At 39.8% G+C, this 15,663-nt stretch carries 12 protein-coding genes and 1 pseudogene; 12 read left to right on the forward strand and 1 reads right to left on the reverse strand.

The window, feature by feature from the left end; translation table 11 throughout:
* The first annotated feature begins 10 nt into the window (after positions 1 to 10).
* From HXT27_RS03315 to mltG, 6 genes and pseudogenes are all read left to right on the forward strand, one after another.
* Positions 11 to 685: a histidine phosphatase family protein gene (locus tag HXT27_RS03315; RefSeq protein ID WP_422113094.1), complete on the forward strand. Its 675-nt coding sequence runs from the start codon at positions 11 to 13 to the stop codon at positions 683 to 685.
* A 171-nt stretch (positions 686 to 856) separates the two neighbouring features.
* Positions 857 to 1,279 (forward strand): annotated as a pseudogene (locus HXT27_RS03320) (DUF948 domain-containing protein); the annotation flags it as partial.
* Between the two features lie 456 nt (positions 1,280 to 1,735).
* Positions 1,736 to 2,008, forward strand: coding sequence for a hypothetical protein (locus HXT27_RS03325; RefSeq protein WP_422113095.1), 273 nt, complete (start codon positions 1,736 to 1,738; stop codon positions 2,006 to 2,008).
* A gap of 183 nt (positions 2,009 to 2,191) precedes the next feature.
* Entirely contained in the window at positions 2,192 to 4,873 is a 2,682-nt protein-coding gene (gene alaS / locus HXT27_RS03330; RefSeq protein ID WP_103042844.1) for an alanine--tRNA ligase, read from the forward strand.
* Positions 4,874 to 4,900: 27 nt separating this feature from the next.
* Positions 4,901 to 5,362 carry a Holliday junction resolvase RuvX gene (gene ruvX, locus HXT27_RS03335; protein WP_103042845.1) on the forward strand — a complete coding sequence of 154 codons (462 nt, stop codon included), beginning with the start codon at positions 4,901 to 4,903 and terminating at the stop codon, positions 5,360 to 5,362.
* A gap of 206 nt (positions 5,363 to 5,568) precedes the next feature.
* On the forward strand, positions 5,569 to 6,783 hold the full coding sequence (gene mltG / locus HXT27_RS03340) for an endolytic transglycosylase MltG (RefSeq protein WP_369803146.1): 1,215 nt from the start codon (positions 5,569 to 5,571) through the stop codon (positions 6,781 to 6,783).
* Positions 6,784 to 7,046: 263 nt separating this feature from the next.
* Here mltG and HXT27_RS03345 read toward each other — a convergent pair whose 3' ends face one another.
* The gene (locus tag HXT27_RS03345; protein WP_103042846.1) at positions 7,047 to 7,484 is read right to left on the reverse strand and encodes a hypothetical protein; all 438 of its coding nucleotides are present in this window, start codon (positions 7,482 to 7,484) and stop codon (positions 7,047 to 7,049) included.
* Between the two features lie 553 nt (positions 7,485 to 8,037).
* Here HXT27_RS03345 and aroC point away from each other — a divergent pair.
* The 6 genes from aroC to rph all read left to right on the forward strand — a co-directional run bounded on the left by aroC (position 8,038) and on the right by rph (position 15,599).
* Positions 8,038 to 9,225 carry a chorismate synthase gene (gene aroC, locus HXT27_RS03350; RefSeq protein ID WP_103043252.1) on the forward strand — a complete coding sequence of 396 codons (1,188 nt, stop codon included), beginning with the start codon at positions 8,038 to 8,040 and terminating at the stop codon, positions 9,223 to 9,225.
* A gap of 11 nt (positions 9,226 to 9,236) precedes the next feature.
* Positions 9,237 to 10,907 carry a bifunctional shikimate kinase/3-dehydroquinate synthase gene (locus HXT27_RS03355; RefSeq protein ID WP_103042847.1) on the forward strand — a complete coding sequence of 557 codons (1,671 nt, stop codon included), beginning with the start codon at positions 9,237 to 9,239 and terminating at the stop codon, positions 10,905 to 10,907.
* Between the two features lie 19 nt (positions 10,908 to 10,926).
* Positions 10,927 to 11,385: a type II 3-dehydroquinate dehydratase gene (locus HXT27_RS03360; protein WP_075524032.1), complete on the forward strand. Its 459-nt coding sequence runs from the start codon at positions 10,927 to 10,929 to the stop codon at positions 11,383 to 11,385.
* Positions 11,386 to 11,514: 129 nt separating this feature from the next.
* Entirely contained in the window at positions 11,515 to 13,185 is a 1,671-nt protein-coding gene (locus tag HXT27_RS03365; protein ID WP_075524031.1) for a CTP synthase, read from the forward strand.
* 512 nt (positions 13,186 to 13,697) lie between these two features.
* Positions 13,698 to 14,492 carry a hypothetical protein gene (locus tag HXT27_RS03370; protein ID WP_103042848.1) on the forward strand — a complete coding sequence of 265 codons (795 nt, stop codon included), beginning with the start codon at positions 13,698 to 13,700 and terminating at the stop codon, positions 14,490 to 14,492.
* 345 nt (positions 14,493 to 14,837) lie between these two features.
* Positions 14,838 to 15,599 (forward strand): ribonuclease PH, encoded by a 762-nt coding sequence (gene rph, locus HXT27_RS03375; RefSeq protein ID WP_075524046.1) that lies wholly within the window; start codon positions 14,838 to 14,840, stop codon positions 15,597 to 15,599.
* The last annotated feature ends 64 nt before the right edge of the window (positions 15,600 to 15,663 follow it).

The following is a 15,663-nucleotide window of genomic DNA, read 5'->3' on the forward strand; positions in this document are numbered from 1 at the left end:
GAAGGCAGATATGTTATTACATCTTTACTTAGTTCGACATGGTCAGACTATGTTCAATCGCTATAATCGTTTACAAGGGTGGTCTAATTCTCCGTTGACGGATAGCGGTATTGCAGATGCTTATAAAGCTGCCGAAAAATTGAGTGATATTGATTTTGCAGCAGCGTATTGTTCAGATACAACTCGCGCTCTGGAAACTGCTGAAACAATTCTCGATGTAAACGAATCATCTGGACACTCGCGACCAAATCTTGTAAGCGATATGCATTTTAGAGAACAATGCTACGGTTATTTTGAAGGTCAAGATATGTCTATGGCTTGGTGGGCTGCAGGTGCTCCACATGGAGTGCATTCTTATAATGAAATCGTTGAAAAATTTGGGCTTCCTGCAACTCGCGACATGCTTAAAGAAGCAGATCCTTTTCACGATGCTGAATCAGATGTTGAATATTGGACTCGCGTAGAAGGCGGTTTTTTGCTTATCGCAGCGAATAAGAGTTTGCAGAATGGAGATAATGTTTTACAAATCTCACACGGAAACACTCTTTTAAGTCTTATGCATCGTTTTGCGCGTGGCGCTTACGATCTAAGTGAACGTCCTCGTAACGGTAGTATTACGCGTCTTGATTTTGATACAACTAAGCCTTTAGATAATGCAATTAGTGTTCAAGGTTATAACGAGTAATCTTAGGTTTTATCTTTTTATGCATGATGATTTTTCTCTAATTTGCTGCTGTGATAAGTTGCTTTTATGAGTCGCGACCGTTAGTTAGTCTTGTGTCATTGAAATACGGCAATTTTAAGTAGCAGTAGTAGCAATATTAGTGAAAATCTTAAAATAGAGGAAAGAGGTACGATGAGCGTTGGAGAAATTGCGGGACTTATTGCAGCAATTGCGTTTGCAGTACTTTCTGGCGTTTTAATTTACCCACTTATTCGATTGGGTAAAATGTTTGATCAAATTGCAAACACTGTTAAAGATTCAGGCGATCATGCTATTGATGCAATTGACGAGTCTTTAACTACTATGCAAAAAGTTAATAAGACTTTAGATGATGTAAACGCTATGTCTGATTCTGCTCGCACTACATTAACGAATATCAGCGCTCTTACTGATTTGTATGGTTCGTTCTTAGGAAAGCCGATTATAAAAGTTGCATCCGTTGGGTATGCAATAAAAGATACTTTTAATTCCTTCTTTAATAAGCCTTCTGTTCCAACTTCTTCTGCTTCTTTTGCTTCTTCGAGTTCTGATTCTTATGGATCTTCTAAGAGCAAATCATCAAATTCTGCTAGTTCTTCTAATTTTTCAGGACTAAAAAATTCAGCTGGTCATATTTCTGATGCAGCTTCCTCTATAGCAATGTCTGTAGTTTCTTCATTAGCTTCAGTTGTTGCTTCTGCTGCAACTGCTTTTGAATCTGTTTCTACTTCATTTTCAAAGTCTTCAGGTAAGTCTTCGGAAAAGTCTTCAGGTTTAAAGAGTGAAGATAAGTCTTATGAGAAGTCTTCGGATGAGAAGCGTGATGAAAAGCGTAACGAAAATGGCTTGGAAGATCGCGCAGAACAACCTGCTGAGAACGAAAAACAGTATGTAAAATCATCGAAAAAGATGCGTGGAAGTTCGCGTGGAAATTCTAGCGGAAGTTCTCGCGGAAAATCGACATCTTCTAAATATTCTAAATATTCCAAATATTCTTCTAGTTCTTCTAATCTAGATTCCTAAAAAGGAGTAATGATGCTTAAGCGATTGTTTTGGATTAGTATTGGTTTTATTGCTGGAGTTTTAACTGTTAGCAAGTTTCGTGCTTATTTGAAAACTAGGCTTTCATCTACTGGAAGCAAAATTTTAGATGATGAGAATCCAGATAATATTACTTTGCAAACTCTTTTAATTCTATTCAAAGATTTTAATTCAAGTCGCAAAAAGCGTGAAGAAGAATTAAATTCTAAATATGCAGAGGAATTTAACGTTTCCAAATACGAATATCATGATTTAGAGAGTTGATTTTTAAATACTCGTAGGATTATTTACTATAGCGTAGGATTATTTACTATAATTAACAATCCTGAAGATAATAAAATATTGCAGATTTATATATCTGTCTTAGCGCCTTAAGCATGATGGTATGATATTCTTTTGTGCCGCACTGTTACACGGCGTTTAATATAACACAAGGAGTTCATACCTATGCGCACAGCAGAAATTGCAAAGCGTTATCTTGATTACTTTGGTAATCATGGTCATATGGTCATGCCTTCAGCATCGCTGATTTCACCAAATCCAACTACACTTTTCACTATTGCAGGCATGGTTCCATTCATACCTTATCTTTTAGGAGAGCAGACACCTCCATCGCGCAGAATGGCATCGAACCAGAAGTGTGTAAGAACGTTAGATATTGACGAAGTTGGTAAAACTACTCGTCATGGCACATTCTTCCAAATGGTTGGAAACTTCTCATTCGGTGATTACTTTAAGGAAGAAGCAATTCATTACGCTTGGGAGCTTTTAACAACTCCACAAGATAAAGGCGGTTACGGTTTTGACCCAGAAAAACTTTGGGTTACAACTTATACTGACGATGACGAAGCTCGAGCAATTTGGAAGAACGAGGGCTTTGATCCAGAGCATATGCAAGTTTTCGGAATGGAAGATAACTTCTGGACTACTGGTGGCCCTGGTCCAGGAGGTCCATGCTCTGAAATTTACGTAGATCGCGGTCCTAAATATGGTAAAGACGGCGGTCCTGCTGCAGATGAATCTCGATTTATTGAGATTTGGGATTTGGTTTTTGAAAACTTCCAAGTAGATAACGTTAAATCTAAGACTGATCTTCATATTGTTGGAGAACTTGATCAGAAGAATATTGATACGGGCGCTGGTTTGGAGCGTTTGGCATACCTTATGCAAGGTAAGGAAAATATTTACGAAACTGATGAAGTTTATCCTGTTATTGAAGCTGCAGAAAAGCTTAGTGGCGTAAAGTATGGCAGCAACGCTGATGCGGATGTTCGTTTCCGTGTTGTTGCAGATCACGTGCGTTCCGCGTTGATGATTATGAGCGATGGAGTGCGTCCAAGCAACGTTGGTCGCGGATACGTGCTTCGCCGTCTTCTTCGCAGAACTGTTCGCGCAATGCGCATGCTTGGCGTGCAAGACCCAGTTTTGCCAACCTTGTTCCCTGTTTCTAAGGGCGCTATGGAACCAAGCTATCCGGAGCTTAACGATACTTTCCATGAGGTTAGCGAAGCTGCTTACGGTGAGGAAGATGCGTTCCGCAGGACTCTAGAAAAGGGTACGACTATTCTCGATTTGGCTGTTGAAAAAGCTAAGAAAGAGCACAGGGATGACCCTATGGTTGGAGGTGCAGACGCGTTTACTTTGCACGATACTTATGGTTTCCCAATTGAGTTGACTTTAGAGATGGCAGCTGAGCAGGGTGTTAAAGTTGATGAAGCTAAGTTCCGCGAGCTCATGAGTGAGCAGAAGAGCCGTGCACGAGCAGATGCTTTGAAGAAGCGTCATAATGTTGATGTTAGCGTTTATGACGATATTAAGAAAGCATTAGAAAAGCCGATTGACTTCCTCGGTTACACTGATTTTTCAAGTCGTTCCAATGTTCTGGCGATTGTTGAGGCAGGTAAAGGCTCTGTTAAAAGCGTTAGTGCTCCTGCAAACGTTGAGGTTATTCTTGATCGCACGCCATTTTATGCTGAACGCGGTGGTCAGATTGCAGATCAAGGAGAGATTATTTCCGATGATGGCGCAATTTTGGAAGTTGATGATGTTCAGCGTCCAATTAAGGATTTGATCGTTCACAGCTGCCGACTTACTGAAGGTACTTTAAGTGTTGGTGCTCCCGTGAACACGAATATCGATCAAGTTCGAAGAGCTGCTTTAGCTCGTTCTCACACTGCAACTCATACTCTTCACAAGGCTTTGCGCGAGGAACTTGGACCACAAGCAACTCAGCGTGGTTCTGTGGTTGATCCAGATCGTTTGCGTTTTGATTTCCAGTGGCAAAAAGCTGTTGATAAAGACGCTTTAAGACGTGTTGAAGCTCGAGTAAATGAACGTATTCGTGAAGATTTGCAAGTAGTTCCAAAAGAGATGCCAATTGATGATGCTTTCAAGCTTGGAGCTATGCACTTGTTCGGCGAAAAATATGGTGACGTTGTGCGAGTTGTTGAGATTGGCGATGGTTGGAGTCGTGAGCTTTGTGGAGGTACTCACGCTAAGAGCACAGGCAAGATTGGAATGGTTACGATTTTGTCTGAGTCTTCTATTGGCTCTGGAGTTCGCAGAATTGACGCTTTATGCGGTGAAGCTGCATATGAGTATGGTGCTCGCGAACATACTTTAGTTGCGCAGCTTGCAGACATGGTTAATGCCCGTCCAGATGAGTTGGCTGAACGCTTGGAATCTTTGCTTAATAAGATGAAGGATTCTGATCGTAAACTTGCTGCTGTTTATGAATCTCAATTAAATGAGTCTATTCCTTCTCTAGTTGAAGCTTGCAAGCAAAGCGATGCAAAAATTAAGCTAGTTGTGAAGAATGTTGGTAACTTTGGTTCTTTCGATGTTTTGCGAAAGACTGTTCTAGATGTTCGCTCTCGTTTAAGCGAGGATTATCCTGTAGTAGTTGCTCTTGCTGGAGTAAACGAAGAGGATCGTCCAATGGTTGCAATCGCTACTAATAATGCTGCTCGTGAACTTGGCGCTAAAGCTGGCGATTTAGTACGTACAGCTTCCAAGGTTCTTGGTGGTGGCGGTGGCGGCAAGCCAGACTTTGCTCAGGGCGGCGGCACAGATGCATCTAAGATTGATGATGCACTCGAATCAGTTAAAAACGAAGTTGCTAAGCTGTGAAGCATGATTATTTAACTTAAGCTTACGATGATTTGGCTGGGTGTTGATTTAGGTGATGCTAGGGTCGGTCTTGCTCTTTCCGACCCTGAGCTCACCTTTGCACATCCGATTGGGAATGTGCAAGTTCAGGGCGATTCTTTTAGGGCTATTGATGAAGTACTTTGCGTTATTGAAGATAACAGTGTTTCAAGAGTTGTGATTGGTTTGCCTTTACAACTCGATGGTTCTGAAGGTAAATCTGCTAAAAAATCTCGCAGGTGGGGTAAAAATCTTATAAAAAGAATGCAATTATTGCGTGATGAAAATGATTGGGAGTTATCTTACGTACCGGAAGTAGTTTGGAAAGATGAGCGTTTAACTACAGTAAGCGCTCACCGCCAGCTTTTACAGGCGGATCTTTCTACTAAAAAGCATCGTCCAATGGTTGATCAGCAATCTGCAGTTTTGATTTTGCAATCAGCTATTGATGATTACAGTAATGGAAGATGAAGGAGAGTATCTTGCCTGAGAATTTTGATGATTTTTTTGAGCGTCATGCTAAATGGACTAGCCAAGCTTCCGAGCAAGATGAGTTTTATGAGGATGATTCGCATGAGGATGATCCTCATGGTGTTGATTCGCATGGTGTTGGCTCGTCTAAATCAGATTCTTCTACAGATAACTTGTTGAAATCCATTTCATCAAACTCAAGTCCTATTTCATCAAACTCAACTTCTAGCGCGTCTAGTTCTTCTGAATCTAGCACGTCTAACTCATCTAATTCTTCTAGTTCATCTGAATCTAATTCATCAAAATCTAATTTACTTAATAGCAGAAAACACCGGCGGGCAATGCGAAGAAATAAATCTAGAAACTCAAGAAAATCGCGAAAACAAAAGCGTTTTAAAGCAATAATCGTTTTGCTTATTGTTGCTCTTATTGTGTGCTTTGCAGGTTATGGTTTGGCGCGAGCTGTGCGTTCTATGATTGGGTATCAAAGTTTATCTGCATCAGAGGATTGGCCTGGTCCTGGTGAAGGCTCAATAAGTTTTAGCGTTGAAGTTGGTGAAAGCGCGAATTCTATTGGCTCTAGACTAGAAAAAGAAGAAATAGTTAAGTCTAAAGCTGTTTTTACAAGTATTGTTTCTTCTAATAATAAAATTTTGTATCCTGGAATATACGAGCTAAAAAAGCATATGTCTGCTATAGATGTTGCAGATATTCTTTCAAATAGAAAGAAAGCTACAGGATTTTTGGAAGTGAAAGCTGGCGAGCGTTCTGTTGATATTATTAAGCGCGCGTCTGAAATTTCCGGTATTGATTATTCTAAGTTTAAAGCGATCTTACAAGCAAAAGGAGCTGGAATTTTACCTCAAGAAGCGTCTGGTAGCTTTGAAGGTTGGTTAGAGCCTGGTGTTTATAACGTTAAGGCTATGAAATCTGCTGAAAAAATAATGTCTGCAATGGTAGAAAAGCGAATCGCTAAGCTTAATGCAATTGGTGTACCTAAAGGCGATAAGCGAGAAAATATCTTGAAGATTGCATCTATTGCGGAAGCTGAAGTAAATAATCGCGAATATTATGGGAAAGTTTCGCGCGTGATTTTGAATCGCATAGACAAAGATATGCCTTTAGGAATGGATACTACTATAGCGTATGGTGCTGGTGTGAGAGCTATAGATCTTACTAAATCAATGTTAGATAACGCAAATAATCCTTATAATACTCGAATTCATAAAGGTCTTCCGCCTACTCCTATAAGCATTCCTGGTCCTAACGCTATTGCTGCTGCAATGCATCCTGAAAATGGTTCGTGGCTTTATTTCGTTACTACTGATTTGAAAACAGGAGAAACGAAGTTTGTAAATACTCATGAAGAATTTTTGAAGATTAAAGATGAGTATAAGCGTAATAATAAGGATGCTAATTAGGCGCTTGGCTTGGCTGTTTGGCTTGCTGGCTTTATGGTTTGATGGTTTGCCGTCTAACGGCTTCTGCTTGCTTGTGAAGTATGTGCGCTTTAATGCGTAATGCGCAAGGTGGCTGGATGTTGGCTAGTTAGCGGATTTGCTTGAAGTTTTGTTTGTTTAGTTAAGCTAGTTGGCTGGCATTTGGTGGCTGGCATTTGGTGGCTGGCTTTGTATTAAGTTTTCTGTTTTGTTAGATTTTCATGCTAGATTTTCATGCCAGATTTTCATGCCAGATAAATTGCTATTGCAATAATTGCAGATAATACTTCAACTGGGATGAATGCAATTCTATTTTTATAGTTGCTTTCGCTGATTGAGATAGAGTTTGTGTTTGAGTTTGCGCTACGGATTGCGCTTGCGCTTGTGATTGTGTGAGAGTTTGCGTTGTTCATGCTTGCGTTATTTTCGCGAAAGTTTTGATAGTTTTTGTTAAATTCTGCACTATTGATTGCTTCTGGTGTTTTTCTATATTTTGTGTGAAATATTTCATGAAATTTTTTATGTATATTGCATATAATAATTGCAAAAATTCCGATTACTCCAGTAAGTGCAATCCATGTTATTATGCTTTCGAATCCAAATAATATCAACGCTTGAGCGAGCATAGTTGCACAAGTTATATCTCCGAATCCAAGTGATTTTTTGCCTGCGATATAACGCATTATGACGTATAAACAACAACAGATAGCTGCGGAAATCCACCCTAAAAAAGTTATTGAAAAATCGTGTTTTAGAAGAATCGAATATATTGAAGTTGAAAGCGTTTGCAAAATAATCGCAAATATTACCCACGCTCGTGGCACAACAAAATAAAGTATATCTGTAAAACACAATGCTATTGCGCATATTAGCGTTGGAATAGCTGCTATCAGTGCACTAATTTGAATCATGAAATTATGTTAAGAATCAAGTATTTTTTATTCAAGAAAATTCTTGTAGTGTGGTTAGAAGTTAGCGCATGTGGTTAGAAGTTTTTATACGGTTGTAAGCGGTTTTTAATTGTGTGTCTAATTTTAAATATTGTTCTAAATTCTTGTAGTGTGGTCAGAAGTTAGTGTATGTGGCTAGAACTTCTTCTATGGTGGTTAGAAGTTAGCGTATGTGGTCAGAACTTCTTTTACGGTGGTCAGAACTTCTAGAAGTTATTTATATGCTTTGAGAATATTATTGAATGAGTACAATGAAGTTTTAAGAATCAGCATTATGGGAGGATATATGTTACGTTGGCAAACTGCCGGTGAATCTCATGGTGAGGCATTGGTCGCTCTTATTGAAGGCGTGCCTGCAGGAGTGAAGATTACGAGTGAAGATATTGTTTCTGCACTTTATAGAAGACGCTTGGGTTATGGTCGTGGCGCTCGCATGAAATTTGAGCAAGATAAAGTTCGTATTTTAACTGGAGTTCGTCATGGATTAACACTCGGATCTCCAATTGCTGTTGAAATTGCAAACAGTGAGTGGCAAAAGTGGAGTGAAGTTATGAGCGTAGATCCTTTGGACCATGAGATACTTCACGAAGGTCGTAACGCTGCGCTTTCTAGACCGCGTCCGGGGCATGCTGATTTAACTGGAATGCGAAAATATGGTTTTAATGATGCTCGTGAAGTTTTAGAACGTTCTAGTGCAAGAGAAACAGCGTCTAGAGTTGCAATAGGGGCAATTGCTGCTAATTTTTTGTATCAAGCTTTGTCTGTTCAAACTGTTGCTCATGTTATTTCTATAGGTGGAATTTATGCTAGTAAATCTTCAAAATTGCCTACTCCTAAAGACGTTTCTGCTTTAGATTCTTCGCCTGTTAGAACTCTCGATAAAGATGCTGAAAAGCGCATGATATCGCGTATTGACGAAGCTAAATCTGCTGCAGATACGCTTGGTGGAGTAGTGGAAGTTTTAGCTTACGGTGTTCCTGCAGGTCTTGGCAGCTATGTTGAAGCAGATAGAAGATTAGATGCAGCTCTTGCTTCAGCTCTTATGTCAATCCAAGCAATTAAAGGAGTTGAAATCGGAGATGGTTTTGAAGAAGCAAACGTTTCTGGTTCTGTTGCTCACGATGAGATTGTAAGAGATGAAAATGGTAAAATCGCACGTTTAACTAATCGAGCTGGTGGAATTGAAGGCGGAATGTCTAACGGTGAAACAATTCGCGTTCGTGCTGCAATGAAACCAATCCCATCTATTCCTCGTGCTCTTCGCACAATCGATATACTAACTGGTAAGGCTGCTCATGCAATAAATCAGCGTTCTGATTTCACAGCTGTTCCTGCTGCGTCTATAGTTGCTGAAGCTATGGTGAGATTGACTTTAGCAAAATATGCTTTAGAAAAGTTTGGTGGAGATTCATTGCTTGAAACAAAGCGAAATGCTGAATCTTACATAAATTCTTGGCCGGAGTATATGAAGTGAGTACGAATCAAATGCCTTTAGGTGTAATCATAGGTATGCCGGGTGCTGGAAAAACTCGAGTTGGCAGAGAAGTAGCTAATTTAATGCATATTCCTTTTATAGATACAGATGCAGAAATTGAGCAAGAAATAGGAATGAGCGTTGCGAAATATTTTCAGTCGCATAGTCAAGAAGAATTTAGAGTTATAGAAGCTAAAATAGTTCGAAATGCGATTGAAGGTTCTACTGCTTGTAGTGGAATTGTTTCTTTAGGGGGAGGAGCTCCAACTGATGAATCCACTCAAGAAGTTTTGAAAAAATATAGAGCTAATGGTGGCAGAATTGTATATTTGCAAGCAAATCCTAATGAAGCTATTGAACGTGTTGGAAGAAATAATAATCGCCCTATTTTTTCGGGAAGTGATTGTGCTACTCGTTGGCTTGAATTATATGAAAAACGCAATCCAATATTTCGAAGTCTAGCTAATATTTACATGCTCACGAATGGTGCTACTGCAAAAGGTGCTGCAGAAAAGTTAAAAAATATGTTAAATCAGCGTATGATACACGTGCCTTGCCCTGGAATTGAAGAATATGATGTGCGAATTGGAGAAGACGCGCTGGAACTTCTTCCTCAAATGCTTGGTGATTCAGTTAATCGAGTTGCTTTAATACACACTCAGCCAGTACAGCGACATAGTGATAAAGCTCGCACGATTTTGCGGCGTGCTGGATACGATGTGTATGAAATGCTAGTTCCAGATGCTGAAGCTGGAAAGACTGTGCGTGTGGCGGATTCTTTATGGTCGAAATTGGGTGATTTAGGTTTCACTCGTTCGGATGCAATAGTTGGTTTAGGCGGTGGAGCTGTTACAGATTTAGCTGGATTTGTTGCTTCAACGTGGATGCGCGGAATTCGCTATGTGAATTGCCCTACTTCTCTTCTTGCTATGGTTGATGCTTCTACAGGTGGTAAAACTGGCGTAAATACTTCTGCTGGAAAGAATTTAGTTGGAAGTTTTTACACTCCTGCAGGTGTTTTAGCAGATACTTTTACATTTTCTACTTTGCCTAAAGATATTTTTATTGAAGGCTTAGGAGAAGTTGTGAAATCTGGATTTATTCGCGACTTAAATATTCTACAAATTTTAAGCGATGAGCATAATAATAAGCTAATAAAAAGCTTTGATAGAAATGTTTTTGATAAAGCCAGCTCTATTAAAAACGTTGAGCTTAGCAATCTTATAACAGATCTTATTGAGCGCACTGTGAGAGTAAAAGTATACCATGTTTCAAAAGATTTGAAAGAACAAGGACTTCGTGAATTTTTGAATTATGGACATACTTTAGGTCATGCGATTGAACAGATAGAGCATTTCCGCATGCGTCATGGAAATGCTGTTAGCGTTGGAATGGTTTTTGCTGCTCAATTGGCGAAGAATTTGGGATATTTGACTTGTGAAGATGTTAAATATCACAAAGACTTGCTTTCTTCTCTTGGTCTTCCAATTTGTTGGACTAGTAGCACAGATTCTGAGAGTATGTTTAATAACGTATTAGATTTAATGCATAAAGATAAAAAAGCTAGAGGAAATATTCTTAGATTTGTGATTTTAGACGGCATTGCGAATCCAATTCATCTTGAAAATCCGCCTATTGAAGCTGTTCGAGATGCTTTTAATAGCGTTTATAAGCAAAAGTGAGATATTGTTTGAGGTAAATATGGAAAATAATAATCAAGCGAAAAAAGTTCTTGTAGTAAACGGTCCTAATTTAGGCATGCTTGGAGTTCGTCAGCCAGATGTTTATGGAATCGAAGATTTTGAAACTTTGCGCGCATATTGCCAACAATGGGCTTGTGAGCTTGGGCTGAATGTAGAAGTGCTCCAAAGTGATGACGAATCGCAAATGATTCAATGGATGCATGAAGCTGCTAAGTCGCATACGCCAGTTGTTATGAATCCTGCAGCTTTCACGCATTACAGTTATGCGCTCGCAGATGCAGCTCATATGGTTAAAGATGCTGGAGTGCCTTTAATGGAAGTGCATATTTCTAACCCTGCTGCGCGTGATTCTTTTCGTAAGATTAGCGTGATAAGCCCTGTTGCAACTGGAACTATTACCGGCATGGGGTTATATGGTTATAAGCTTGCGCTTGAGTCGGTTGCGCATTTAATTTGAGCTTGCGCTTTACTTGCTTTTATTTGCTTTTACTTTCTTTTACTTTCTTTTGAGCTTTGAGTATAGTTTAAGCAAGCCTTTTTTGCACAACACTTTAAGCGTCTAGGCTCGAAGATACCATGGAGTTCCATGGTTAGAAGAAAACATGGTAACTCTCAGGAGCATATTACAAAGCATATTTTTGTTACTGGCGGCGTTGTTTCGTCTTTAGGAAAAGGTCTTACTGCATCATCTTTAGGCAGACTTTTACGGAGCAGAGGACTTCACGTATTACAACAAAAACTCGATCCTTATATCAATGTTGACCCGGGTACAATGAATCCATTCCAGCATGGTGAAGTTTATGTTACAGAAGATGGAGCAGAAACAGACCTCGATATTGGTCATTATGAACGATTCCTTGATGTTTTCCTAAGCCAAAAAGCAAATGTTACTACTGGTCAGATTTATCAGTCTGTACTTCGTAAAGAGCGCGCAGGTGAATATTTGGGGCAGTGCGTGCAAGTTATTCCGCATATTACTGGAGAAATTAAGTCGCGTATGCGTGCGCAAGCTTCAGATGATGTTGATGTGATTATTACGGAAATTGGCGGCACTGTTGGAGATATTGAATCTCAGCCATTTTTGGAAGCTGCTCGCGAAGTTCGTCGCGATTTAGGTCCTGAAAATTGCATGTTTGTACACGTTTCTTTAGTGCCTTATATTGCTGCAGCGCATGAGTTGAAAACTAAGCCAACTCAACATTCTGTTATGATGCTTCGCTCTCTTGGTATTTCTCCAGACGCGCTTGTTTTGCGTTCAGATCGCCCTCTTAATCAAGGCATTAAAGACAAAATTTCGCTTATGTGTGATGTTGATGCTGAAGGCGTTGTTAATTGCGTTGATGCTCCGAGCATTTACGATGTTCCTAAGATTTTGTTCAACGAGGGCTTGGATGCGTACGTTGTTCGTGAGCTTGAGCTTCCATTCCATGACGTTGATTGGAATGAGTGGGAAGATTTGCTTGAGAGAGTACATCACCCTAAGCATGAGCTAAACATTGCAATCGTTGGAAAGTATATTGATTTGCCAGACGCATACCTTTCTGTTACTGAAGCGATTAAGGCTGGTGGATTTGCAAATTGGGCTAAAGTAAACGTGCGTTGGGTTGCTGCAGATAAGTGTGAAACTCAAGAAGGTGCTGCTGCAGCTCTCGATCAAATGGACGGTATGGTAATTCCTGGCGGATTTGGTATTCGTGGTATTGAGGGTAAGATTGGCGCACTTCGTTATGCGCGTGAGCATGGTTTGCCAACTCTTGGACTTTGCCTTGGATTGCAATCTATGGTGATTGAGTATGCTCGTCATGTTCTTGGTCTTGAGGATGCTAATTCAACTGAGTTTGAGAAGGATTGTGGAGATCCAGTAATCGCAACTATGGAAGAGCAGAAAGATATTGTTGATGGTAAGGGTGATATGGGTCACACGATGCGACTTGGTTCTTACCCTGCTCTTCTTGAAGAAGGCTCTATTGTTGCTGAGCTTTATGGCTCTACGCATGTTACTGAGCGTCACCGTCATCGTTACGAAGTGAATGTTGCGTATAAGGATCGTTTGCGTGAAGCTGGTTTGCGCATTAGCGGTCAAAGCCCAGATGGTAATTTGACTGAGTTTGTGGAACTTCCAAAGGATGTTCACCCATTCTACGTTGCAACTCAAGCTCATCCAGAGTTTAAGTCTAGGCCAACTAAGCCGCATCCATTATTTGCTGGATTAGTTGCTGCAGCTCTTGAGCATCAATCTAAAATGAGCAGCAAGTAGAATGAGTAGCAAGTAGTTTTAAGATTGTTGATTTTTACTCAGGTTGGAAGTGAGATGTGTTTCCAACCTGAGTTTTTTGGTGTTGGTGTGGCTGGGTGATGTGGTGTGTTGCGTGTTGTGGCTGAGTATGGTGTGTTGATGTGTGTTTTGTGCGTTTTTGATTGGTGTTTTTGAGTCTGTTTTGTGCGTGACTTTTGTGAAACCTTAAAGAAACCTGAAAAAATTATTAAAAAATTCTATATTCGGCGTGTTTTGTATATTTTTTGATTTTCTGCAAAAAAATTCGTAATTTATGATGTATTTTGAATGTTTTATGCAATTTTTACTAAAATCTTTATAATTAAAGCTTAATATAAGCTGAAAATTTTGGTTGAGTTTTCTTAAATCGTGATGTAATGTTTGAGTCAGTTACCGGAGGAATCCCTAGTTCCACTGGTACAAGCGGGAAACCGCAAAGGCAAATTGTTCTTCGCATACCCTAGTGCGAAGGAGAAGAAGAAAAGGAAAATATCATGTTAAATAAGAAGGCTATCGCCGCTTTTGCTGCTGGCGCTACTTTGCTCGCCGGCTTCGCTATGTCTACCCCAGCTTTCGCTGCTGATGCCAAGGCTGATAAGTGCGCTTCACTCCAGCAAGCTGTAGATGCTGCTCGCACTGAAAAGACAACTGCTGAATTGAAGAAATCTTTGAAAGAGATTGAACTTAAAGGTAAGACTGCACTCTATAAGAAGGCTGCTGCAGCAGTAGCATCTTATAAGACTGCCCTTAAAGATTATACTGACAAGAAAGCAGCTTATACAACTGCTACTGGTGATAAGAAGGATGAAGCTAAGGTAGCTCTTAACAAGTCAGTTGAAGCTCTTAACAAAGTATTGAAGTCTATTAAAGATGCTAACTATGTTGGCTTTAACGTTCCTACTGATGCAACTGTTGACACGTTCGCTGGAACTGAAGATACTTTCAAGGCTGCTCTCGAAGCGCCTACTTTTAAGCCAGCAGATGATTTTCTTAAGGATGTAAATGAAGCAGTTCAGAGGGCAGAGGATGCTTTGACTTTGGCTGAGAACCATCTTGCTAAGGCTGGTTGCACTGCAAAGCCAGATAAGAAGAAGCCAGGCAAGCAGAATCCTCAGGAGAAAAACAAGCAGAATTCTAAGGATAAAGGCAAGCATAACGTTCACATTAACACTAAGGGTCGTAAGGGCAAGAAGCAGCTCAGCAAGACTGGTGTTGGTGTAGCTTTCGCTGCTTTGGCTGCAGCTCTCCTCGCTGGCATGGGTGCTGCTGTTCGCAAGATCCGTCACTAAATTAACTAATCTAGTAATAATAGTTTGAATAATTTGTATGCGTTTACGTTTGTAAAATGCGTTATATTGCCATAAAAATGGTTTTATATCGTTGCATATGATTTCAATCTTTTGCTAGAATAGTGTGAATTTAAAAAAGGGCTAGGATTAAAATCTTAGCCCTTTTTAATATATTTTCCGGTCTATTTAAAGAAATCAACTTCTTTTAATTCTTAAATATATTCTTAAATATATGTTTCTAAAAACTTTTAACACTTAATAAAGTTTTAGAATTACTAGTTTTATTAACGTTCTATGAACAATAAACATAGAATACATACCACTTGCATGGTAAATTTACAAACTATGGCTCAGATTAAAGATATGTTGGAATCGTTGACACCTATTCGCATAGACGGACGTGCTGTAGACGAATTGAGACCTGTAAAAATCACACGCAATTTCACAAGTGTTCCAGAAGGTTCTGTGCTAATTGAATGTGGGAATACTCGCGTTATGTGTACTGCAACTTTTACAGTTGGCGTACCTAGATGGCGTAAAGATTCAGGACTCGGATGGGTTACTGCTGAATATTCAATGCTTCCGAGAGCCACTGAGCAGCGCACGGATCGCGAATCAGTTAAAGGAAAAGTAGGCGGTCGCACGCATGAAATCAGCAGGCTTATAGGTCGCTGCTTGCGTGGAGTAGTAGATATGAAAGCAATGGGTGAAACGCAAATTCAAATCGACTGCGACGTTTTACAAGCGGACGGTGGCACTCGTACAGCATCTGTAACTGGAGCGTATGTTGCACTTGTTGACGCATTGCGTTGGGCAGAAAAAAATAAGCATATTCACTCTGCTGATCGCGTTCTTAAAGACTCTGTATCTGCTGTATCTGTGGGAGTAATAAATGGTACTCCAATGTTGGATTTGCCATATATAGAAGATAGTCAAGCAATGACAGATATGAATGTTGCTATGACTGGTTCTGGGACTTTTATTGAAATTCAGGGTACAGCAGAACATCGCCCATTTAATCGCGATGAGCTAAACGTTTTACTTGACTTAGCTACTAAAGGAAACAGGGAACTTCAAGAAAAACAGCGTGAAGCACTTAGATCTTAATCGGATTTAAATGTGTTTGCTAAAGAGAGTTTGAATTGTATTAAATCATCTTATGAATTCTATG

Source organism: Gardnerella bivia (assembly GCF_049262715.1).
GTDB classification, from domain to species: Bacteria; Actinomycetota; Actinomycetes; order Actinomycetales; family Bifidobacteriaceae; genus Bifidobacterium; species Bifidobacterium vaginale_A.

What these genes read in the sequence shown, in the direction of transcription:
- HXT27_RS03360 (WP_075524032.1), top strand. Translation starts at nt 10,927, where the DNA reads ATGGAAAATAATAATCAAGCGAAAAAAGTTCTTGTAGTAAACGGTCCT.
- aroC (WP_103043252.1), top strand. Translation starts at nt 8,038, where the DNA reads ATGTTACGTTGGCAAACTGCCGGTGAATCTCATGGTGAGGCATTGGTC.
- HXT27_RS03355 (WP_103042847.1), top strand. Translation starts at nt 9,237, where the DNA reads ATGCCTTTAGGTGTAATCATAGGTATGCCGGGTGCTGGAAAAACTCGA.
- HXT27_RS03345 (WP_103042846.1), bottom strand. Translation starts at nt 7,484, where the DNA reads ATGCGTTATATCGCAGGCAAAAAATCACTTGGATTCGGAGATATAACT.
- HXT27_RS03370 (WP_103042848.1), top strand. Translation starts at nt 13,698, where the DNA reads ATGTTAAATAAGAAGGCTATCGCCGCTTTTGCTGCTGGCGCTACTTTG.
- rph (WP_075524046.1), top strand. Translation starts at nt 14,838, where the DNA reads ATGGCTCAGATTAAAGATATGTTGGAATCGTTGACACCTATTCGCATA.
- ruvX (WP_103042845.1), top strand. Translation starts at nt 4,901, where the DNA reads ATGATTTGGCTGGGTGTTGATTTAGGTGATGCTAGGGTCGGTCTTGCT.
- alaS (WP_103042844.1), top strand. Translation starts at nt 2,192, where the DNA reads ATGCGCACAGCAGAAATTGCAAAGCGTTATCTTGATTACTTTGGTAAT.
- HXT27_RS03365 (WP_075524031.1), top strand. Translation starts at nt 11,515, where the DNA reads ATGGTTAGAAGAAAACATGGTAACTCTCAGGAGCATATTACAAAGCAT.
- HXT27_RS03315 (WP_422113094.1), top strand. Translation starts at nt 11, where the DNA reads ATGTTATTACATCTTTACTTAGTTCGACATGGTCAGACTATGTTCAAT.
- HXT27_RS03325 (WP_422113095.1), top strand. Translation starts at nt 1,736, where the DNA reads ATGATGCTTAAGCGATTGTTTTGGATTAGTATTGGTTTTATTGCTGGA.